This is a genomic window from Micromonospora sp. WMMD723, assembly GCF_049863385.1.
In the GTDB taxonomy this organism is placed as follows: domain Bacteria; phylum Actinomycetota; class Actinomycetes; order Mycobacteriales; family Micromonosporaceae; genus Micromonospora; species Micromonospora wenchangensis.
The window spans coordinates 3,280,848-3,301,398 of record NZ_JBMKNR010000001.1; the positions used below are offsets into that span (position 1 = coordinate 3,280,848).

Annotated in this window: 15 protein-coding genes; 11 read left to right on the forward strand and 4 right to left on the reverse strand. The window is 67.8% G+C overall.

Annotated elements, in window-relative coordinates; translation table 11 throughout:
• Positions 1-591: 591 nt before the first annotated feature.
• A complete protein-coding gene (locus ACN261_RS14890) occupies positions 592-996 on the forward strand; it encodes a hypothetical protein (RefSeq protein WP_425850633.1) in 405 nt (134 codons plus the stop codon).
• Positions 997-1,199: 203 nt separating this feature from the next.
• Here the strand turns inward: ACN261_RS14890 and fxsT are convergent, their stop codons facing one another.
• Genes fxsT through ACN261_RS14905 form a run of 3 tightly spaced genes read right to left on the reverse strand, consistent with a single transcriptional unit; the run spans position 1,200 to position 5,411 of the window.
• Positions 1,200-3,923 (reverse strand): FxSxx-COOH system tetratricopeptide repeat protein, encoded by a 2,724-nt coding sequence (gene fxsT / locus ACN261_RS14895; RefSeq protein WP_145918151.1) that lies wholly within the window; start codon positions 3,921-3,923, stop codon positions 1,200-1,202.
• Positions 3,920-5,104 (reverse strand): TIR domain-containing protein, encoded by a 1,185-nt coding sequence (locus tag ACN261_RS14900; protein ID WP_145918152.1) that lies wholly within the window; start codon positions 5,102-5,104, stop codon positions 3,920-3,922. Before ACN261_RS14900 ends, fxsT begins: the two co-directional genes overlap by 4 nt.
• A gap of 4 nt (positions 5,105-5,108) precedes the next feature.
• The gene (locus ACN261_RS14905; RefSeq protein WP_145918153.1) at positions 5,109-5,411 is read right to left on the reverse strand and encodes a CU044_2847 family protein; all 303 of its coding nucleotides are present in this window, start codon (positions 5,409-5,411) and stop codon (positions 5,109-5,111) included.
• 1,223 nt (positions 5,412-6,634) lie between these two features.
• Here ACN261_RS14905 and ACN261_RS14910 point away from each other — a divergent pair.
• The 9 genes from ACN261_RS14910 (at position 6,635) to ACN261_RS14950 (ending at position 17,271) form a co-directional block, all read left to right on the forward strand.
• Entirely contained in the window at positions 6,635-7,456 is an 822-nt protein-coding gene (locus ACN261_RS14910) for a hypothetical protein (protein ID WP_425850635.1), read from the forward strand.
• A gap of 285 nt (positions 7,457-7,741) precedes the next feature.
• A complete protein-coding gene (locus ACN261_RS14915; RefSeq protein WP_145918155.1) occupies positions 7,742-8,176 on the forward strand; it encodes a pilin in 435 nt (144 codons plus the stop codon).
• Positions 8,177-8,484: 308 nt separating this feature from the next.
• Complete coding sequence (locus ACN261_RS14920; protein ID WP_425853601.1) at positions 8,485-10,179, forward strand: hypothetical protein; 1,695 nt, start codon at positions 8,485-8,487, stop codon at positions 10,177-10,179.
• Positions 10,179-11,105 (forward strand): PrgI family protein, encoded by a 927-nt coding sequence (locus tag ACN261_RS14925; protein WP_145918156.1) that lies wholly within the window; start codon positions 10,179-10,181, stop codon positions 11,103-11,105. The genes ACN261_RS14920 and ACN261_RS14925 overlap by 1 nt, the downstream gene beginning before the upstream one ends.
• A gap of 26 nt (positions 11,106-11,131) precedes the next feature.
• The gene (locus ACN261_RS14930) at positions 11,132-12,889 is read left to right on the forward strand and encodes a VirB4 family type IV secretion system protein (protein WP_425853602.1); all 1,758 of its coding nucleotides are present in this window, start codon (positions 11,132-11,134) and stop codon (positions 12,887-12,889) included.
• A 77-nt stretch (positions 12,890-12,966) separates the two neighbouring features.
• Entirely contained in the window at positions 12,967-14,220 is a 1,254-nt protein-coding gene (locus tag ACN261_RS14935; RefSeq protein ID WP_425850638.1) for a hypothetical protein, read from the forward strand.
• Positions 14,217-15,809, forward strand: a complete 1,593-nt coding sequence (locus tag ACN261_RS14940) for a type IV secretory system conjugative DNA transfer family protein (RefSeq protein ID WP_425850640.1) — start codon at positions 14,217-14,219, stop codon at positions 15,807-15,809. Before ACN261_RS14935 ends, ACN261_RS14940 begins: the two co-directional genes overlap by 4 nt.
• Positions 15,810-15,871: 62 nt before the next feature.
• Positions 15,872-16,675, forward strand: coding sequence for a replication-relaxation family protein (locus tag ACN261_RS14945; RefSeq protein ID WP_145918160.1), 804 nt, complete (start codon positions 15,872-15,874; stop codon positions 16,673-16,675).
• Positions 16,663-17,271 carry a M23 family metallopeptidase gene (locus ACN261_RS14950; RefSeq protein ID WP_425850642.1) on the forward strand — a complete coding sequence of 203 codons (609 nt, stop codon included), beginning with the start codon at positions 16,663-16,665 and terminating at the stop codon, positions 17,269-17,271. Before ACN261_RS14945 ends, ACN261_RS14950 begins: the two co-directional genes overlap by 13 nt.
• 249 nt (positions 17,272-17,520) lie before the next feature.
• Here ACN261_RS14950 and ACN261_RS14955 read toward each other — a convergent pair whose 3' ends face one another.
• On the reverse strand, positions 17,521-18,720 hold the full coding sequence (locus ACN261_RS14955) for an IS110 family transposase (RefSeq protein WP_425853603.1): 1,200 nt from the start codon (positions 18,718-18,720) through the stop codon (positions 17,521-17,523).
• A gap of 487 nt (positions 18,721-19,207) precedes the next feature.
• Between ACN261_RS14955 and ACN261_RS14960 the strand changes: the two genes are divergently transcribed.
• On the forward strand, positions 19,208-20,482 hold the full coding sequence (locus ACN261_RS14960) for a hypothetical protein (protein ID WP_145922602.1): 1,275 nt from the start codon (positions 19,208-19,210) through the stop codon (positions 20,480-20,482).
• Positions 20,483-20,551 lie beyond the last annotated feature (69 nt).

The window sequence follows — 20,551 nt, forward strand, 5'->3', positions numbered from 1 at the left end:
CGACCTCACGCGCCCTTCGAGGTGCTGCAGTTGCTAGTCAATGCCAGTGAGGTCGGCTAGCTGCCGCCCTGAGCGACATTCGCAGGGGGCGGCTGGATGGGGAGATCGAGATGTGGCGGCCCGACGTGGGGGGAGCGGTAGTGCGGTGGCGGTGCCGCGACCAGCCGCGATTCAGCCAGCCGATGGGGCCTGCTGGGCCACGAACTTCCCCTTCGTGCCACGTGCTGGCTCCGCGCTGGTCGCCACGATGACGTCGGGGCAGCAGACGGCGCACCGTTTGCGTCGCGGTGCCTCCGGCCCGAGGACCTCCGGCACACGGACGTAATGCTCCTGCCGGTGGGTGCATCCTGCGGTCAACGCGTCGGAGGCGTCGTTGACGTTCCTCTTGAGGGAAGGGCAGCCCACGGCGTGGGTGCGGCCGTCGGTCTCGACGAAGGCATCCTTGGAGCCGACTGCCGCCAGGTAACGATCGAGTAGCGGCCGTGTCTCGGCAGCCCACCGACTGTACTGAGCGCAGGCTCCGCACATGGCCTGCCCGCTGTAGGGGTGGTTGCAGCCGCACTCGCTACAGCAGACGCATGGAGTGCAGGGATGCGCTACTCGCTCGGCGTTCAGGAACATCGGTTGCGGGTCGCCGGCCACAGAACCAACCCGTCGAATGCCGACACCGACGCCACCGTTCTGGAAAAGGATCTCGTACGAGCCGGGCTCGCCAATGTCGACGATCCCGATCACATGCCAACCTTGGCTGACGCCCACGACCACCTCGCGAAGATCCGTCTCTACACCGGTGCTCCCGGCGGTCGGCAGCATAGTGGCCACGTCGGGCGACGGGTCGTCCGGTGCCGGGCGGCCACCGTCCGGTCCGGGCAGTGGCGGATGTTGCCACAAGGGGACAGATTGCGGGAGTACTTAGTACTCCAGCCGCACCTGCCTGATCTGAAGTTCCCGCAGTTCATCGCCGTGGTTGATGCCTTCCCGGCGTCGGCCGGGTAGCTGCGGATGTCGATGCTAGTCGCGGGGTGAGCGGGTGAGCGCACTTCCTGTCTGTTGTGGTCAGTCGTAGGGCGGGCAGGCTTCCATGCTATCGCCCGCCTCCACTTACATCATCCGTGACACCCGCACCGTTGCCAGGCAACGCCATCATCGAGTTACGAGACATCCTGGACGGACCCGCCCAAATCCTACTTACCTCGTCTTCAGTCCAGAACTTCCACTTGATCTAAGAATAGTCGCCGGCGAGTAACGGAGAATGCTTCATTATCTTCCGGTCGCATCGCTTCTACCAAGCTTCGGGTTCGGTTCATCGTCCGATAATTGCCTTCCTGGCGGAGCATAGCTAATTCCTGCACCACCCCCACGGTACGTGGATGTTGGGGTCCGAGAGTGCTTTCAAGGGCCTTAACGAGGCGTTCAAGCAGGTTCTGTGCCTGATTCACATCACCCGTGCGTCGTGCAATCGACGCAAGATTATGCAGAGCTTCCATCGTAGAAGGATGGTGGGTGCCCACGGCGTCAGATCTGCGAGCGTATGCACGTTCTGCAAAGACGAAAGATGCTCCGGGGTCTCGGATGTCATCGCTCAATGCTGCTAGCAAATCGAGGGCGCTGAGGGTAATTGCGTGGTATTCGCCCAGCGAGCGCTCAGCATTTTTGAATGCGCTCTCAGCTAGCGCCATGGCTCCTGCAAAGTCGCCTCTTTTGCGCAATATCTGAGTCAAACCTAGAAGAGTCACTAGCGTCTCTGGGTGCGTCGATCCGTACTCGACATGCTTGCAACTCAACACTTCTCGGTAGACGGACTCGGCCTCCGCAAATCTGCCCAATTCGTCAAGAACGGTGGCCCAATTATGCCGTGCGGCGACGAGCGCTGAAGAAACCTCCGGATCTAGGCTCGAGGCTATCTTAAGACCATCGTGCAGGCGCCGGAACATGTCATCCGCATCGTCCAATCGGCCTGAATCGGCTAACGCGGCGGCGACATTGCTGGCGAAGGTCACGAGAGAGGCATCGATCGTAGTTGCGGATACTGCGCCAATTCTACGCTGGATAATCTGGATGCCTACCTCGACTGCCTGCGCCCAGTCTCCTTCCTCGGCACAGAGAACAGCAAGGTCGTTCAAGATTACATCGCTGGCATCTGCGGGTGACGTCGCGGATCTAAGCATTGCGGCAGCAGCGCGTTGTAAGTATAGGATTGCGGAGCGGCTATCACCTCGCGAGTAAAAGTACTTGCCTAAGCGATGCAGGACGAGCTGAGCGGAAGATTTTTCATCGCTATCCTTGTCCTCAAGGAGTGAGGCAGCGTGTGGTGCCAGGCTTCCGCATACCCTCCAATGTCTTCTGTCGTCCGAGCGTTCTGGCAGGTTATTCACAATCCAACGCAGAAGATGTTTCTTGATCTCGTCTTCTTTTTGCTCAGATAAATGCTCCCGGATGACCTGCTGAACTAGGGGATGAACAATAGTGCTTTCGTTGGCGGCGAACTCAATAAGCGCATAGCGAGAGAGAAGCCGCAATGGCCGCAGCGAGATCTTCAGGGAAGGCTCGAGATCTCGCACGAGATCAAGTTCGAGTGGTGTCGTATCGAGGAAGGAAAAACTCTCTAGGAGACCCTTTGTTCTCGGGTCAGCTTCTGCTGCCGCATCAATCGCGAGCTTGCATGAAGCAGCCAACCCTGCAGTAATGCGTTGTTCGGTCGAGAGCTTTCGAAGGCGGCTTTGTCGAAGGAGTTGACGAAGGGAGCGGCGGCGATACAATGTGAATTGGCGAAGGTAATCGCCGAACCCAATGCCAGTGGCCGCGATGTACGCAGATGCCTGTTCAAGTGCTAAAGCAAGGTAGCCAAGCTGGCGCGCGACCTTCTTTGCGCCGCTATCGTCGGTAGCGCCCGTTCTAGATAGCAGGAACTCGACTGCAGCATCTACCGGCAAGACGTCCACGAAGACCGGACGAGCATTGAACGGAACATCCGATGAGTTGCGTGTGGTTATAAGAACGTGCCCGTGCCCCTTTGAGGGAAGCGCTCGCTGCACGATGTCAGGTTCGACGACGTCATCAAAGACAAGCAGCCATCGGCTTTTTGTGGTTTCTAGCCACTCACGTACCTTTATGCCGGCGTCCTGCCACCTGTTACGGTTGGGTGCCCATACTCCAAGCTCTTCGCCTAGGCGCGCCAAGTCCTCGTTCATCGTTGACTGGGCTGATGAGCGCACCCACCAAACTAGATCATAGTCTTGACGATGGCGATGAGCATACTCTGCGGCCAAGCGGCTTTTGCCGACGCCTCCACGCCCAGTCAGACCGTGAGTTAGTATCGCGGACCTGCTGGTCATCGCTTCGCGGTAAAGGATATTGAGCAAATCGCTTCGGCCAGTAAAGTACGTTCTAGAATCAATTGGAACGTGCCATATGGGCGAGCGTAGACCGCTGCTGCTCGTTGCGTCGTCGCTTTGCGTCGCGGACAACAGGGACCTTTTGGCGAGGATGCCGACTATTCGATTTGTGCTTCGGTTGGGCGGTGGCGATAGCTGGCGGATCGTTCTGATGATATCGTCAGAGGTTAGCGAATCCGCATGTAAAAGCTCGAATGGCCCTAGGTAATACTGCGCGTCAACATCATCCAATACCATGGGAACGACCGGTGTGCGCCGACCCAAGGTGCAGGTAATCCAGTCGTTTCGACTGAAACCTGCAGTTGCGGCGTATAGGTGGCTAATCAGGACAACCACCGCATCCGACGTGGCCGTTGCATGGTCGAAGATCGACAAGAAGTCTCTACCGGGTCGCACATCCAACGCTTCTAGTCGAACGTCGCAGCCAGCCTTGCTCAGCACTGTTGCAACCTCGGCTGCCCGTGCAGCGTTTCCCTGCGCGTAGCTCAGGTAGACTCTGGTGAGCGCGCTGTCCTCGATGCGAGTCATGCACCACCCTCGATCCGTCGACTGTCGGCCAGAGTAACCCGCGGCAGGCGGGAGCGCGATAGCGCAGTCGGCTTCTTGCTTATCAACCGATCGGCGGGGAAGCTTGGCGCCGAAGGCTTCAGGTGCCTTCTTGCGGCTAAGCCCTCAAGCAGGGCTTCTTTGATCTCATCTTCAGAAGAGTGCCCACGTAGATCGACGGGCTCAATATGGTAGATAAAGTCCGGTATTCTGGATGTATCTATGCGTACCGGAATAACGTCGCCAGGGATTTCGCCGGAGCTTATCAATTCGAGCTCGGTCTTGTGGGAAGGAGAGTCGCATTTAAAAGTTGAGGTGGATAAAAGTACTATCATGTCGCTGTACTTCTCGTGTGCTTCGCGAAGTAGCGGAATGTAGTTCATTCCTGGGCGGACGTATTCTCCTCTTACGCGAACTCCGAGACCTTCCTGGCGTAGGACGTCTCCAATCCAGCGAGCAATCTCCAAGTCGGCGTTGCTGTGGCTAATGCAGTACCCATGCTCGGGCTCTTTGGCGACAATTACCAGTTCGCCGATAGATTGCAGATAGCCGGATTCTTTAAGTATCGCTGAAATGGGCGTAGCGTAGACTGTGCCGCCTATTGCTAAGTCAGGCGCTTCTGGCTGCTGCGGATTCCACCGTATTAAGCCAGTGGCAGCTAGCTCGTTTCCTCCAACAAGCACGGGTGCCCCGCTATAGCCATGCAGGGACAACGTTTGCGCTTGTACGCAATAGAGTTGGAGGGCGGGTGCATCGTCGAATATCTTGCAAGCGGCGTTCACGATCTCGCCGGAAATCGCCAAATAGTGCGATGAGAAAGGGCGACTAGCTGGCCAGCCGATGGTTGTGAACTTTGACGGGACAGGCGTGGCTGAGGCTACCGAGACAGGCGTCAAGGTGTCTGGCAAGTCCTCTTCGATTTCAAGCACGGCCACGTCTATTCCTGGTAGGCGGTCCACGACGTTGGCATAGAGGAATCGGTCGTGGAACCAAATGCCTACGCGCTGATTTTTGACGGTCCCGGAGTCTCTATCTCCGATGCAATGAAATGCCGTGAGGGCAATCGAATCTGATATAGCGAAAGTGCTGCCGACGAGCTTGTCTACATCGGGGTTATCCGCATCGAGGCAAATTCCACCTATTGCCGGAAGCGCATCCGCCATCAGCTTACTCGCGGCTCCAGCTCAATGACACTTCAAAGCTTGCGCCTGCGGACGTTCGTGAAATAATCACTCCAGCCTCGGCCTCTAAGTCAAGGGAGAATGTTATTTGCGCCTCCGAGAGGTGCCATGCAGCTCCCGGTTCTTTCTTCTCTGCCTTTGCCAGTTGCCCCTGCAGTTGCGCCGAGACTTCAAGGATTGAATCCCCCAATTCCCCAATGCGGTCCTTGAGGTTCTCGATCAACTTGCTGCCGGACAGGTCACCTCTTGTCCCGTTCTTTGGCACGACCTGAACATGAATCTCGCTCATGTCCGCTCCACCCTCAAGCTCGACGTTGGGGGAGGGAGCTTATCAGCCAGCATTAGATTGGCAAAAAGCCCGACGGAGAGCCATGTGGCCAGAGCTTTGTCGCCGCTGGATGGCAGAACGTGGCTGAATCCGGGGTCGTCGTCGCCTTTCTGCAGGTCATGTAATAGGCAATCGCAATAAGGGCGTAGCGTCTAAAGCGTGCATAGCTCACACACCTGGTCTTATTGACCAAGCGCTAGGGGTAGCGATGGAAAGCTAAACCCTCGGTCGTCTACCCGACAGTCCCTCTCTCTGCGCTCACTCTGCTCTCGGCGAAGGGAGCCTCAGTCAAGTTAGTGGCGGAGGGCGGCGGTTTCCCTCTCTGACCTAACTTGTTCGTCGGGCAGGCGACTGGCCTGCCCGAGAAGGATCATGCGGTGGCAGACAAGTGCTGCTCAGCCTCCGCAACCGTCGGCGGCGGAGCGAGAGTTGTTTCGGCTGGCGCAACTCCTCGCCGTCTTGGCGATTCGCCGCAGGTGGGCCTTGCGGGCGCTGCTGCACATCGCAAAGGTTGGCCGCCACGCTGCTTGGAGTTGCCGCCGTCACCGCCGGCGCCAGGGCGCCACCCATGCTGCCCTGGTCGCTGCGGACTCGCCGCTCGATGCCCTCCCGCCCATCGCCGGCGGCCACAATCGCTCTCGGCGAGGGGGCGATGTCGGTAGCCCTACGGATTTGCGGCAATTGGCGCTGGCAGAGGGTAAGCCTTCGGATGTAGACCAAACTCGGCGAAGGTGTCACGCGACGCCGTCCGCCCTGAACAAGATCCTCAGTGATTGAACAAGATTATTTCTGCGTGCGCCGTCGGAACCTCTCTGACCGCCTCAGCCTTGAGCAGCATCGCCATGGGGCGCGGTGGGAAGTCCTGCCCGCCTTCCTCCGCGATGCCAGGGGCTCGGTCATGGTCGGCGTGTGTTCAAGGGGCGCAGCCTCTGCGTGGGTGCGCTGGCACTGTGGTCTGTGAACGGCCTGGCCACGGATTGCACGCCGTGGAGCGCAACGTCCTCCGGTTCATGCCGCGGTGCGTTGACGAGTGACGGCGAGGTCCAGGGTTGAACACGCGTCGAGACGCCTAGAGCGAGATCAGCAGTGTTCATGATCTGTGCAACGACCCTGTTGGCGTGGTGGCACTCCGCCGATCGGCACTCCCGCCGACCGGCACATGGTCACCACGAGGGAGCACCACCATGGACCGTCGTATCTCCGCCCCCGGCTCGGCTGCCGGGCGACGTGGCGAGACGCTGCTCAACGACATCGAGTACCGGTTCCGGCTGATGGGGCAGGGGCCGAACCCGCTGTCGGTCGATGGCCGCAGCCTCGGCCTGGGCCTGCCCCGCCGGACCATCGCCCTGCCGGAGCTGTCGGCGATCCTGATGCACCCGTCCTGCGGCTACGCCGCCCGGGACGCCGTGTGGCGGCTGCTGGTGCAGCACTCCCGTACCGGAGACCTGGCGTGGCGTGCCGGTGCGGTGGGCGTCGCGTTGCCGGGCCTGCGGTTCAAGGCGTACCTACTGGCGAAGCTGTTCACCGGTGATGTTCAGGCCGCCATCGTCGAGCACTTCCTCCGCGCGCTCGGCACGGTCGACCTGGACAGGTCGGGCGTGGTCGGAAACCTGTTGTCTGCGGCGTTCTCCAAGGCCCGCACCGAGCTACGTGGTCTGGAACCGGCCTCGTCCGGGACGCCGAGCCGCGCCCCGGGGGCGGTGTCGTCGCCGGCCGCGCACGGGCATCCGGATGTCGTTCTGGTTCGTGCGGTTGCCGCCGAGGTGATCAGCGCCGACGATGCCGAGCTGATCGGTGCGACGTACCTGGAGGACGTCAGCCTCACCGCCTACGCCGAGCGCACCGGTGAGTCCCGATGGAACCTCTACAAGCGGCGGTCTGCTGCCGTCGCCCGGCTCAGGGCCGCGATCGAGTCCGGGGCGTTGTCTGATGCATACGCCGAGGTGATCACCGAGGCCACGTCGATGGTGGCTCTCGACGCGTCGACGGCCCGTAAGCGCCCGTAAGTACCCGCCTTGAGCTGCGGGTTTCCAATCCGAGGCTGGGATGTGTAATCCCCTAGTGCGGGACTCTTCCGCGTAGGTGACCTTGTTTTCGACCGGACCGCTGACGGCGCTGACACCCGTACGGTCCCTGGCCCACCCGTCGCTTCTGGTGAGGAGGATGGCCGCGCCGGTCGGCACCACGGGTCACCGATGAGCGCACCGCCCGGTCCCGCGTCTTCGCCAAGCCCATTCGCGCCTACGCCCCGATGCGGGCTGCCCAGGCGTGCGCTCCGGAGGTGCATAACCATGGAGAATGTCCGTTTCCCGTGCCCCGAGGCGGCGACCCGTCGCCTCGGGGCCGGCACACACGGCCGATCGATCGTCTGCCGCCTCCGTCCCCGTCCTCTGACGGTGGGTGCGCTGATGCTGTGCGTGGCCGCTGCGGTGACGGTGGCTCTGACCTTCACTCCTCACGCGGCGTATGCGGCGCAGCCTGGTCCGGTGCTGGCCGTCGAGTCGATTCAGCAGGTTGCCAACAACATCCGTGTCTGGCTCGTCGGGATTCTGGTTTCCGTCGCCACCCTGTTCCTCACCGTCGGTGGTCTGCGTTACCTGGCCGCGAACGGTGAACCCGGCGAGATCGAGAAGGCGAAGCTGGCGATGCGGTCCGCCGCGATCGGTTACGGCCTCGCGTTGTTGGCACCGCTGTTCGTGACCATCGTCGGTAGGTGGGTGGCCTGATGGCAACCGTCACCGACCTCTTGCGCCGCATGAGGTATCCGGCGGTCGTGCTGCTGCTCGGCGTTGTGATCGTCGCCGGCTTGGCCGTCGCCGGGGCCGGGCCGGCACACGCCGAGCCGACCCACCCTCCGGCCGTGCCTACCGCACCGCCGACGACGGACGTGCCTGATCCCGGCGTCCGCCCGCCGGGAGCGGCACCGGCTCCGTCCGCGACGCCGGCACCCACGCCCGGCCCGGCCCTCGGGCGGCCGTCGTACGACGACGATCCGGCGTGGTACGACATCGGAGGTCAGGTCCGTACCGCTGTGGTGGACCTGGTGGTGTGGGCGGCGGAGCAGGCCCTCCAGCCGGTGCTGGAGGCGCTGGGCAACTCGTGGCTGTCCACCCCGGATCTCACCGGCAACGAGCACGTCAAGGCGTTCTGGACGACCAGTCTCATCGCCGCCAACGGTGTCTTCGTCCTGTTCATCGTGGCCAACGGGTTCCTGGTTACGACCCGGGAGACCCTGCAGACCCGGCATGGCCTCAAGCAGGTCCTACCCCGCATCGCCGTCGGCGCGGTGCTGGCCAACAGCAGCCTGATCATCGGCCAGAAGGCCATCGAGGCGACCAACGCGCTGACCGTGGCCCTCGCGGGCAACAGCGTCGACGGTCCGGCCGCCGCGACCGCGATTCGGCAGATCACCGATGACGCGCTACGGGGCCAGGGGTTCCTGATGGTATTGCTGGTCATCGCGGTGGTCGTGATGTGCCTCCTGCTGGAGTTCACCTTCGTGCTCAGGCTGGCCGCGCTGGTCGTCCTGCTCGGTATCGCCCCGGCCGCACTGATCTGCCACGCCAGCCCGCTGACCGAGGGCCTGGCCCAGCTGTGGTGGCGCGCGTTCCTGGCCTGCCTGGGCCTGCAGCTCGGCCAGGCCGTCGTCGTGATGGCCACCGTCAAGGTGTTCCTCACCCCCACCGGCCCGACCGTGCTGGGCGTCCCCTCCACCGGCAACGGGCTCCTCGGTGTCGTGGTCTGCCTAACCATGTTGTGGCTGCTGATCAAGCTGCCGGGCTGGATGCGGCAGTTCGTTCTCGGTCCGCTCGGACAGAGCAACGGCCGAGGGCTGCTCGGACAGCTTGTCCGCGCCTTCGTGATGACCAAGACGTTGGGTGCGGCGGCCGGCATCCTGGGACGGACGGCAGCATCGTCCCCGGCCGCCGGGCGGACGCCGCCCCGTCCGCCCGGAAGCCGTCCACCACCTGGTGGCCCTCGTCCGTCCCGTCCGCCGCGCCCGTCCCGTCCGGGGTCGACTCCCCGTCCGCCGTCCCCGGCAGGGCCGGTCGCCTTCAGCCATGCCCCGGTCACGCACACGCCGCTGCCCGCACCGGCCGGGACGAACGCCGCCCCCACCTTCAGCCACCCGGCGGACCCGTCCACCCCGACAGCCGCGCCGTCCGGTGCTGCCCCGCCGGTGCGGTTCTCCCACCCGGCATCGCCCCAGTCGAGTCCGCCGTCCCCGGCCCTCCCACCGGCCCGAGTCGCGTTCAGCGACGCCACGACCACCACCGCGCGGCCAGCAACCAACAGCCCGGCACCGGTAGTGACGTTCTCGTCAGCACCCACGCCGCAGACTGCGCCGCGCCGGCCACCTGGCCCCGTCACACCGGTGTTCTCCACCGCCCCGGCGGTCAGCGGCCCACGAGCCTCGACCCCTCGGACACGGCCCACGGCGGCGCAGCGCGCCACCCCAGACGGCCCGGCCGCCGCCACCCCGGCCGCCCCGTCCACCGCCCGGCGAGCCCCGTCCGCCGGCCCGCGCCGACCCCGGCCACCAGCCTCGTCCGCAACACCGTCCCCGGACGGGCGTGGCGCGGCGGTCCCCACCCCGTCACGACCGTCCCCGGCGACAGGCACGACAGCGGCGGGTACGGGTGCCGTCCGCAGCGAGTCGTCCCCGCCGCCGGCCCGTCCGTCCGCCCCGGCGCGACGCCGGTCATCGCGCCCGAGGAGTGATCAGTGATGAGTCGTCGCGACGACGAGGCGCCGATGCGGGCTCGGGTGCCCGCAGACATCGACCGGCCGGACCGGATCGCGTTCGGCCTGTCCGGACGGCAGTTGGTGATCCTGGCGGTCACGGGCCTGCTGCTCTACGCGGTGTGGACGGCGGTGGCCACGGTGGTGCATCCGCTGGTGTTCCTCGCCGGGGCGGTGCCTGTCGCCGCTGCGGCGTTCCTCCTCGCGGTCGGCCGCCGTGACGGTGTCAGTCTCGACGCCTGGGTCCTCGCCGCGTTGCGGCACCGTTACGGCCCACGTCGCCTCGTGCCGGCCGACAGGCCGATCATTCCCGCACCGGCGTGGGTGAGCACGACCGGTGGCCCGGGTGACCGGATTCCGCTGCCCGCGCCGCTGTGCCTGCCCGCGAGGGGCGTCACCGGCGACGGGTTGATCGATCTCGGGGCGGACGGCACCACTGGCTTGGTGGCCGCGTCGACGGTGGCGTTCGGGCTGCGTACCCCCGCCGAGCAGAACGGCCTGGTGACCGGGTTCGCCCGGTGGCTGCACAGCCTCGACAGCCCGGTGCAGATCGGTGTCCGGGCGCAGCGGGTCGACCTGACCTACCTCGCCGAGCGGTTCCTCACCGCTGCCCCGGGGCTGCCGCATCCCGCGCTGGAGGAGGCCGCCCGCGCGCACGTGGCGTTCCTCGCCGACCTGGCCGGGCAGCGGGAGCTGCTGCACCGGCAGATCACCGTTGCGGTGCGCAGCCGGAGAGGCGCGCACTACGCCGTCCACCAGGCGGCCGAAACGGTCCGCGCGTTGGGCGGCTGCGAGGTTCCCGCCCGGCTGCTCGACGGGCGGGACGCCGTGGCCCGGCTCGCGACCAGCCTCGACCCCACCGCCCCGACCCGCATCCCCTACGCCCCACCTGACGGAGGTGACGACCGGTGAACCTGTTCTCCGCGCTGCGGCGTTCCATGCCCGCGTCGGCCACGGTCCTGCCCGGCTCGCCGGACGCTGTCGATGTCGACGGACGCCATGTGCGGGTGGGGGACGGCTACCTGGCGACCCTCGCCGTTGTCGGCTACCCGGCCGAGGTCGGCCCTGGCTGGGCTGAGCCGCTGCTGTCCTATCCGGGCCTGGTCGACGTCACCTTCCATGTCGAGCCCGTGCCGCCGGTGGTGGCCTCCGAGCGGCTGCGTAAGCAGCGTGGCAGGTTCGAGTCCTCCCGCCGCCAGGATGCCGCCAAGGGGCGACTCGACGATCCCGAACTCGATGCCGCCGCGGCTGACGCCGCCGAGTTGGCTACCCGGGTCGCCCGAGGTGAGGCCCGCCTGTTCCGGCTCGGCCTGTACCTGACGGTCCACGGCAGCAGCCCGGACGATCTCGCCGACCGGGTGGCGGAGGTGCGGTCCCTGGCCGCGTCGCTGCTGCTGCACACCGCACCGGTCACGTGGCGGCAGTTGCAGGGCTGGATCAGCGGCCTGCCCCTCGCGTACGACGCGCTCGGGATGAAGCGGGTCTTCGACACCGATGCCCTTGCCGCAGCGTTTCCGTTCACCAGCCCCGACCTGCCCGACACCGCAGGGGACACCGGGATGGGGGTGCTGTTCGGGTTGAACCTGCACTCGGCCGGGGTGGTCGTGTGGGACCGGTGGGCGCAGTCCAACTACAACGCCGTCATCCTGGCCCGCTCCGGGGAGGGCAAGTCGTACCTGGCCAAGCTCGACCTGCTGCGCAACCTGTGCCTCGGGGTGGAGGCGTTCGTCATCGACCCCGAGGACGAGTACCTGCGGCTGGCCGATGCGGTCGGCGGGACGGTCGTCCGCCTCGGCGCGGCCGGTGTGACCATCAACCCTCTGGACCTGCTGCCTGGTGACGACGACGCCCTTCACGATCGGGCACGTTTCCTGCAGACCCTTGTCGCGGTCATGGCCAGCGGTGACACCGCTGTCGATGCGCCGTTGCCCGGCGACGAGGCCCGTTCCCTCGACGTGGCGGTGCTGGCCGCCTATCGGGCCAAGGGCATTACCACCGATCCGCAGACCTGGAGACGTCCCGCGCCGCTGCTGCGGGAGGTGATGGCAGCCCTTGACGACACCGATGAGGCGGGCCGGCGGGTCGCCACCCGCCTGCACCCGTACGTGGTGGGCAGCATGAAGGGCCTGTTCGACGGACCGACCACCACCACCCCCGAGGGGCACCTTGTGGTGTTCGCCCTCAAGGACCTGCCCGAGCAGCTCCATCCGGTCGGCACGCTGCTGACCCTGGACACGATCTGGCGCACCGTACGGGGGGCCACCTCTCGTGGCGGTCGCCCGGACGTGCTGCGGATGGTGCTGGTAGACGAGGCGTGGAAGCTGTTGTCCGGCGGCCGTGGCGGCCGTTTCCTGCAGACCCTGGCCAAGTCCGCCCGCAAGTACGGCACCGGCTTGACCGTCGTCACCCAGGACGCCGCCGACGTGCTCGCCACCACCACCGGCCGCGCTGTCGTCTCCAACGCCGCCACGCAGATCCTGCTGCGGCAGGCACCGCAGGCCATCGACGCCGTCACCGAGGCGTTCGGCCTCACCGACGGCGAGCGGGCGTTCCTGCTGTCCTGCCAACGGGGCGACGCGCTCCTGTCGGCCGGGTCGGCGCGGGTGGCGTTCCACAGCCACGCCTCGACCACCGAACACGAGCTGATCCTCACCGGTCCGGTTGCCGGACCCCGCCCGTCATCGACCGGCAGGTGAACCCCTTCTCCAACGGAGGTGTCCATGGTTTCCGCCATTGCTTGGCATTGTCGGTGCCGGCTCCTCCCGCCGTGTGTGTGCCCGGCCGTGAGGGGGTGCCCGGGTCGTTCGTCGGTGAGCTGTGGTGTGGCACCTGGGGCACCGACGCCGCCGACGCCGGATGGCACCTGGTGCGGGATCGGTGGCCGCTGCTGCTCGCCGCCCTGACCGCGCTCGCCGCCGTGCGGGTGGGGTGGGCGGTGTGCCGGCGGCAGGTCTGGCGTCGGCATGCCGCGCGGGCGCGCTGGTTGGAGATCACCCCGCCGGTGACCGCGACTCCGGCTGCGACGGTCGGCTTGTGGCGGCTGCTCGCCACGGTGTTACCCGCCCCGCGCCGGTGGGCGTGGCGGCCAGCCCGGATCGTGTGGGAGGTCGCCGCCGACCCGGATGGGCTGCGCTGCGGGCTGTGGCTCCCGCCGGGGGTCAACCCGACCGCGGTGGTGCGGCTGCTGCACCGAGGCTGGCCCGGCGTCCGCGCCGCCCAGTGCGCGCCTCCGGCGGTGCCGACGGTGGGCGCGGTGGTCGCACTCGCTGTGCGCCCCACCCGACCGGAGTGGCTGCCGCTGATCGACGACACCACCCCGGCGTCGCGGCGGGGGATGGACGTCGCTGCCCCGGAGGACGACCGGCTGCGCGCCGTCTACGGCGGGTTGGTCTCCGCCGGGCGCACCGGCGGCGCGCTGCTGCAGGTCCACCTCGGTCGGGCACCGGCCCACCGGCTGCGGCAGCTCCGCCGGGCGATGACCCACCCGCACCGCGCCCGCCACCCCCGAGGGATCGCCCGCTACGTCCTTCAGGCGACGCTCGACCTGATCACCCCTGGTCCCGGCATCCGTCGGAACCCCACCGGCCGGCTGGACCCGTACGCGGCGGAGTTGGCGCGGCAGGCGCGGGTGAAGTTCACCGACGCGCCGCATCTGCTGGTGGCCGTGCAGACGGTCGCGGTCGGCCCGACCCGGGCTGCCGCGTCGGCTGCCGCCGCCGATGTCAGCTCCGGCTTCGGGCTGCTGTCGCCCCACTTCACCCGCCGTCGGCTCCGGCGCGGCACCCGTGCCGTGGCCGACCGGTGGATGCCGGCGTCCCGGATGAGCCTGGCCGGCATCGGCGACGCCGCCGCGCTCGCCGGACTACCCGCCGAACCCACCGCCTACAGCCTGCCCGGCGCGGCATCCCGCCGCCGGGCCGCCACCCGCGAGGTCTTCCGCACCACCGGCCGCACCACGGACGGCCCCGACACCACACCGGTCGAGGCGACCATTGTCGACGCACCCACCGTCTGGAGCAGCCCATGACCATTTACCCGGGGGTGACCTCGTCCGATCCCGGCCCGGCTGGCCGCCGGCTGCACCTGGTGCCGCGTGAGCAGCGGCACGGCCTGGGTGGCAAGGTCATCGGTGTCGCCAACGCCGGGCCGGCGATGCGGGTCGGGATCTCCCTGACCGACTGCCGCTACCACGTGCACGCCCTCGGCCCGACCGGCACCGGCAAGACGACCCTGCTGATGCGGATGATCCTCGACGATGTCGACGCCGGGCGCGGCGTGGCCGCGTTCGACCCGGCCAAGGGTGACCTGATCCGTGACCTGCTCGCCCGGCTACCCGCGTCGTGTGGTGACCGCCTGGTGCTCATCGACCCCGACGAGCGGGCTGCGCCACCGGCGATCAACCTGCTCGACCCGAGCGTGCACGGCGGCAGTGCCCATGACGTGGCCGCGAACCTGACGGCGGTGATGGCGAAGGTGTGGTCGCGGTGGTGGGGGCACCGCACCGCCGACATCTGCTACCACGGCCTGCTCACCCTCGCCCACTTCGACGACGCCACCCTCGCCCACCTACCCAGGCTGCTGTCGGACGCCTCGTGGCGGACCGACCGGGTGAACGCGGTGGTCAGCAGGTTGAACGCGTGGGAGGGCAACACCCTCGGCGAGTTCTGGGAGGGGTTCAACGACCTGCCCGCCGCGCAACGCTCCGGTCTCGTCGCTCCGCTGCTGTCCCGGCTGCGGCTGGTGATGGCGCACCCCATGGCGAACAGCCTGTTCGGCGTGCCGGCCACCACGTTCTCCTTCGCCGACATCCTCGACGGTGGTGTCCTGCTGGCCCGGCTACCCAAGGGCATCCTCGGTGAGGACGGCACCCGCCTGGTCGGCTCCCTGCTCCTGGCCGGGCTGTGGCAGGCCACCACCGCCCGCGCCCGTATCCCCGAAGACGACCGCCCCGACGCGATGATCGTTCTCGACGAGTGCCACAACTTTCTGCACCTGCCCATCGGCATCGATGACGCCCTCGCCGAGGCCCGCGGCCTGCACACCTCGTTCGTCCTGGCCCACCAGTACCTCGGGCAGTTATCGGCGGACATGGTGGCCGCGATCGACGCCAACGCCCGCAACAAGGTGTACTTCGCCCTGGCCCCCCGCGACGCCATCGACCAGGCCCGTCACCTGCGTCCGTACCTCGACGACGGGGACCTGATCCGCCTCGGTGGCTACGAGGTCGTCCTGCGGCCGGTCGCCGGCGGTCGGGTCCTGCCACCGGTCACCGCTGACACCGAGCCGCCACCACCGGCGCAACCCGGCCGCGCGCACGCGTTATGCCGTGCCGCCCGCGACCACACCGGCCTCGCCGTCGCCGAGCGGCGGCGACTGCTCGGCGAAGCCGCCACCTCCTCTGCCCACGTCGAGCCACCGGTGCCCGCCGACCCTGCCGTCACCGAGTTGGTCGGCCACAACACGTTCGTCGACCCCGGGTGGTCTAACGAGAGCTCCAACGAGCGATCCAACGAGTACTCCAACGACCGTGACCAGCCGGGTGAACACACCCCCATGAACACGTCGTACGGGCACGTCGACGGCGGTGAGGAGGACTGGTGGACCGGAACCGACTGATAAGAGATATCCCTCCCACCCGCACGTCAGCCACCGGTAGGTCCCGCCTCACGGCGTCCGTCGTGGCCGCCGAACTCGGCCGGCTCACTCCCCGAGACCGGCTCCTGCTCGACCTGCTCGACCAGCACCGGACCTTCACCACCGACCAACTCGTCGACCTCGCGTTCGGCTCGGTCGGCCGAGCCCGCAACCGCCTCAACACCCTCCACGATCGAGACATCCTCGACCGGTTCCGCCACTACCAGCGGCCCGGCTCGCAAGCGTGGAGGTGGACCCTCGGCCCGGTCGGCGCGGCCCTGCTCGCCGCCGGACGAGGCGCGCCGTTGCCCCGTCCCGCCGCCGTGCGCGACGCTACCGCCCGACTCGCTATGTCCCCGACGCTGGCGCACCTGCTCACGGTGAACGGGTTCTTCGTCGCGCTCACCGCCCATGCCCGCGCGCACCCCGGCGCGCGGTTGGCGCGGTGGTGGAACGAGGCGCGCTGCCGTGAGGCGTGCGGCACCCTGGTCCGCCCGGACGGACACGGCGTGTGGACGGACCAGGGTGCGGTGTTGCCGTTCTGGGTCGAGGTCGACCTCGGCACCGAAGCCCTGAGCCGGGTTGTGGGCAAGCTGGGCGGCTACGCCGCACTGCCGCCCCGCCGCGCGTATCCGGTGCTGTTCTGGCTGCCCACCGCCGCCCGTGAGACAAACGTGCACGCCCACCTACGCCGGGTCGGGCTACCCGACGGGGTGACCGTCGCCACCGCCACCGCCGACCTCCGGGGTCCGGCGGGGCCGGTCTGGCGGGTGGTGGGTCACCGGGACCGGGTGAGCCTGGCCGAGCTGCCCGCGCCGATCACCGACGGTGTGCCGTGGGACGGGTAGCCGTGGCGATCGCGGTGGGACTCGCCGGGGCATTGCTGCTGGTCGCCGCCGCCACCGCTGGAGTCGTCTCGTCAGTGATCGGCGGCGGGGGTGCGGGTAGTTGCGTCGGGGCGGTGCACCCGGACGCGTACGCCACACACGAGACGCGGGCGACAACAGCCGGTGCGACGTCGCCTGTCTGCGCGGGGGTGTCGGTCGGCGGGTGGACCCGTCCGGTGGTGGGGGAGGCGGGCTCCGGCTTCCGCACCGGCGACCGGCCCGGCCACGACGGGGTCGACATCATGGCGGCGAGAGGGACGGTTGTCCGGGCGGCGGCGGGCGGTGTCGTCGTGCGGTTGCGCTGCAACGTCGGCGGTGACTCGTGGGAACCCACCGGCGGGCCGATGCCGTGCGACAGCGACGGATACCCCGGCCTCGGCGGGTGCGGCTGGTATGCGGAGATCCGCCATCCGGGCGACGTGGTGACGCGTTACTGCCACCTGATCCGACAGCCGACCGTGACGGTAGGTGAGCCGGTGACGGCGGGACAGCCGATCGGCCACGTCGGCAGCTCCGGAAACTCCTCCGGCCCGCACCTGCATTACGAGGCCCACTAAGGTTATCCCGCCACCGAGGACAACGCCGTTGACCCCATTCCGCTTATGCGACGCAAAGGGGTGCCCCTGTAAAGCGGTGAAACGATTTTCCGCACCATACGAAAGTGTCCACGACGGCCGCCGTCCGCCGCGCATTCCGGCCACAGGTACGGGGAGTGTCGCCGACAGTGGGGAGGATGCCGCCCCGCCCTGCCGGCGTGTCGCCGCCGTCCCTGTGCAGCGGTAGGGGGGGTGTCCCTATGGGTTTCGTCAAGCGGTGGCGGGGCTGGTGGGGCGGGGTTGGTAGGGGATCTTGTCGCGGAGCATGGCGTGGAGGACGTCGCAGCGGCGTCGGGCGAGGCAGATGAGGGCGGCGTTGTGGCGTTTGCCTTCGGCTCTTTTGCGGTCGTAGTAGGCCCGGCTGACCGGGTCGGCGAGGGACGCGAAGGCGGCGAGGAAGAACGCGCGTTTGAGGTGTTTGTTGCCGCCTCGGGGTGGGTGTTCGCCGCGGATGCTGCTGCCGGAGCGTCGGGTGACGGGGGCGAGTCCGGCGTAGGCGGCGAGGTGTCCGGGGGTGGTGAAGCTGCTGCCGTCGCCGACTTCGAGCAGGATCCGGGCGGCGGTCCTGACGCCGATGCCGGGCATCGAGGTCAGGACCGGGGCAAGAGGGTGCGCATCAAGCATCCTCTCGACCTCTTTCGCGACCTGGTCACGTTGTCGCAGAACGTCGCGGAGGCTGTCGGCGAGACGGGGCAGGATCGTCTCCGCCGCCTGGGTGCCGGGGACGGTGACGGTCTGCTCGTCGAGGGCAGTCATGATCTGCTCGACCAGGCGTTCGCCCATCCGGGGGGCGTGGACGGCGGCGATCGCGGTCAGTTTGCGGCGGCCTGCTTTGCGGAGCCCGGCCGGGCCGCCGCAGCGTGACAGCAGCTCTAGCACGGCCTTGTGGTGCGCTTTCGGGCCGAGGACCCGTTCCAGGGCGGGGTGGATCTGGGTGAGCAGCCCACGGATCCGGTTAGAGATGCGGGTGGCCTCGCCGGCGAGGTCGTCGTCGAAGCCGACCAGGACTTCCAGTTCGGCTAGGGCCTCGTCGCCGACGTCGACCCGGCGCAGTGTGTGCGGCAGCGTGCGGGCGGCATCGGCGATGACGTAGGCGTCGCGGGCGTCGGTCTTCGCCGAGCCGGGATGCAGGTCAGCGATTCGGCGCATCGCCAGGCCGGGCAGGTAAGCAACCTGATGCCCGGCCGCCCGCGCGACCGCCACCGGCAGGGCGCCGATCGAGGCGGGCTGGTCGACCACCACCAGCACCCGGCCATGACGAGCCAACTTGTCGAACAGCTCCCGCAGCCGGGCCTCGGTGTTCGGCAACGCCGCGTCGTGCAGCCGCTTGCCGTCCGGGGCCAGCCCGACCGCGTGATGCTCACCTTTGCCGACGTCCAAGCCGAGGTAGACGCCGTATCCGTCGTGCACCACACCCGCCTCCACGCATCGCATCGTGGCCTCGGCCGCAGTCAGGGCGTCGGACTGCCGGCAGCCACGTTACGAAGAGACCTACCCCGAACACCGGGTGGCCGTGTCCCTATCAGCGGTCCGCCGACGCCACCCGACCCGGCGACAACACCCCCCGGATCATCCGAACGACAGGGGCAGAAAGTCATACCGGGCCGGGCGACCGAGGGTCCCCGGCTGGGGACGATCAAAAAGGTAACGGGGCGGCAGGGGCGTGGCGGCGATGTGAGGGTCGTCAAATGGCATCGCGGCACGCGGTCGCGGATTTCCGAATGGAGCGCGACGCGAACCATTTAAAGAGTCTTGGTGGGTGGGGTTGACAACTATCGGGCGTCGAGCGTCCATGGACGTGGGCAACAAAAAACGCCCCAGCGAAACCGCAGAAAAGGATGCGCGCCGCGCATGCGGAATCGCTATTGTCGACCCCTTTTTGTGGAGGTGTTCTGCCATGACCGCAAACATCAGTCTCACCCCCGGCACCCACGAGGCCCGGTCCGCCGTCGTCGAGGAACTGCGTCGCCACCCGGGCGTCACCGCCCGCAAGTTGGCCGGACAGGGGAACCTGCCGCTGTCGGTGGTGACCGAGGCGCTCGCGGCCATGGAGGCCGCTGGTACCGCCGCCCGCACCTCCGACCCGGCCAAGGGCAACCGTAAGAGCGCTGACGTCTGGCACCTCACCCCCGACGCCCCGGCGGCCGATGACGCGTCGCCGGACACCGCACCCGAGCAGGAGGCCCCGGACACGACGCCGGATGCCGCCATCGAGCCCGCCGCCCTCACCGACGACGCTGCGGCGGCCGATGACGCGACGTCCGACCCGACCGACGCGCCGTCGCCCACCGGTGACGTCCCGGCGGCTGACGCGGTGACCACGCCCGACGCGGCTGTCACCGACGATGCCCCGACCGGCGGCGATGCGCCGACGCCCATGAGCGACGCCCCGACGGCTGAGACGACGATGCCGGAGGCTCCGGTGTCCGGGGTGCCCGCCCCGGTGTCCGGCGTGCCCGTGTCCGGGGCACCGGTCGGGGCGCAGCCCGACCTCAAAGTGCTGATCATGGCAGGGGTGCTCGGTGGGCACCCAGACGGCATCACGGCCGACTCGGCGATCAACGAGAGCGGCCTGTCGGTGGCGATGGGTGACACGATCCTCGCCGCGATGGAGGTTGCCGGGGCCGCCCGTCGCCTGCCGGTCACCGAGGACGGTGACGAGCTGTGGGTGATCGGCGACGGCGACCTCGCCACGGTGGACCCGGCCAACGCCCCGACGCACTCCACGTGCCCGACGTGCGGGCACACCCGCAAGATTCGCCGCCCGTCGGCGCGGCGGGTGGCCGGCACCGGTCGTGGAACGGGTGAGGTCAACAGCGACGGGTCGGCCAAGCTGGGCAAGAACGAGTTGCGTAACCGGGTCGAGGCGTTCATGCGTGACCTCGGCCCCGGCCACGAAGTCACCCCCGGCACCGTCGCCCGGGAGATCGGCGGACGTAGCCCCGGGGCGGTCCGCAACGGCATGGACAAGCTGACCGGGTTCGGGGTGCTGATCCTGACGCGGGAGGCCCCGGAAACCTACGCCCTCGCGGACAACCCGCCCGCCCCGACTGTCGAGGTTTGCGCGTTCATGGCCGCGCCCCAGACCGACACCACCTCGCCCGCCGGTGACGAGACCAGCGCCGACGAGGCCGGCACCGATGAGGCCGCCGCCGTGCCGGTGGCGGCCTGACCTACCGCCTCGCCGGGGCCGGGCACCACGCCCGGCCCCGGCACCCGCACGCCCACCCACCAGCGCCAC

What these genes read in the sequence shown, in the direction of transcription:
- ACN261_RS14890 (WP_425850633.1), top strand. Translation starts at nt 592, where the DNA reads ATGCGCTACTCGCTCGGCGTTCAGGAACATCGGTTGCGGGTCGCCGGC.
- fxsT (WP_145918151.1), bottom strand. Translation starts at nt 3,923, where the DNA reads ATGACTCGCATCGAGGACAGCGCGCTCACCAGAGTCTACCTGAGCTAC.
- ACN261_RS14900 (WP_145918152.1), bottom strand. Translation starts at nt 5,104, where the DNA reads ATGGCGGATGCGCTTCCGGCAATAGGTGGAATTTGCCTCGATGCGGAT.
- ACN261_RS14905 (WP_145918153.1), bottom strand. Translation starts at nt 5,411, where the DNA reads ATGAGCGAGATTCATGTTCAGGTCGTGCCAAAGAACGGGACAAGAGGT.
- ACN261_RS14910 (WP_425850635.1), top strand. Translation starts at nt 6,635, where the DNA reads ATGGACCGTCGTATCTCCGCCCCCGGCTCGGCTGCCGGGCGACGTGGC.
- ACN261_RS14915 (WP_145918155.1), top strand. Translation starts at nt 7,742, where the DNA reads ATGGAGAATGTCCGTTTCCCGTGCCCCGAGGCGGCGACCCGTCGCCTC.
- ACN261_RS14925 (WP_145918156.1), top strand. Translation starts at nt 10,179, where the DNA reads ATGAGTCGTCGCGACGACGAGGCGCCGATGCGGGCTCGGGTGCCCGCA.
- ACN261_RS14930 (WP_425853602.1), top strand. Translation starts at nt 11,132, where the DNA reads ATGCCCGCGTCGGCCACGGTCCTGCCCGGCTCGCCGGACGCTGTCGAT.
- ACN261_RS14940 (WP_425850640.1), top strand. Translation starts at nt 14,217, where the DNA reads ATGACCATTTACCCGGGGGTGACCTCGTCCGATCCCGGCCCGGCTGGC.
- ACN261_RS14960 (WP_145922602.1), top strand. Translation starts at nt 19,208, where the DNA reads ATGACCGCAAACATCAGTCTCACCCCCGGCACCCACGAGGCCCGGTCC.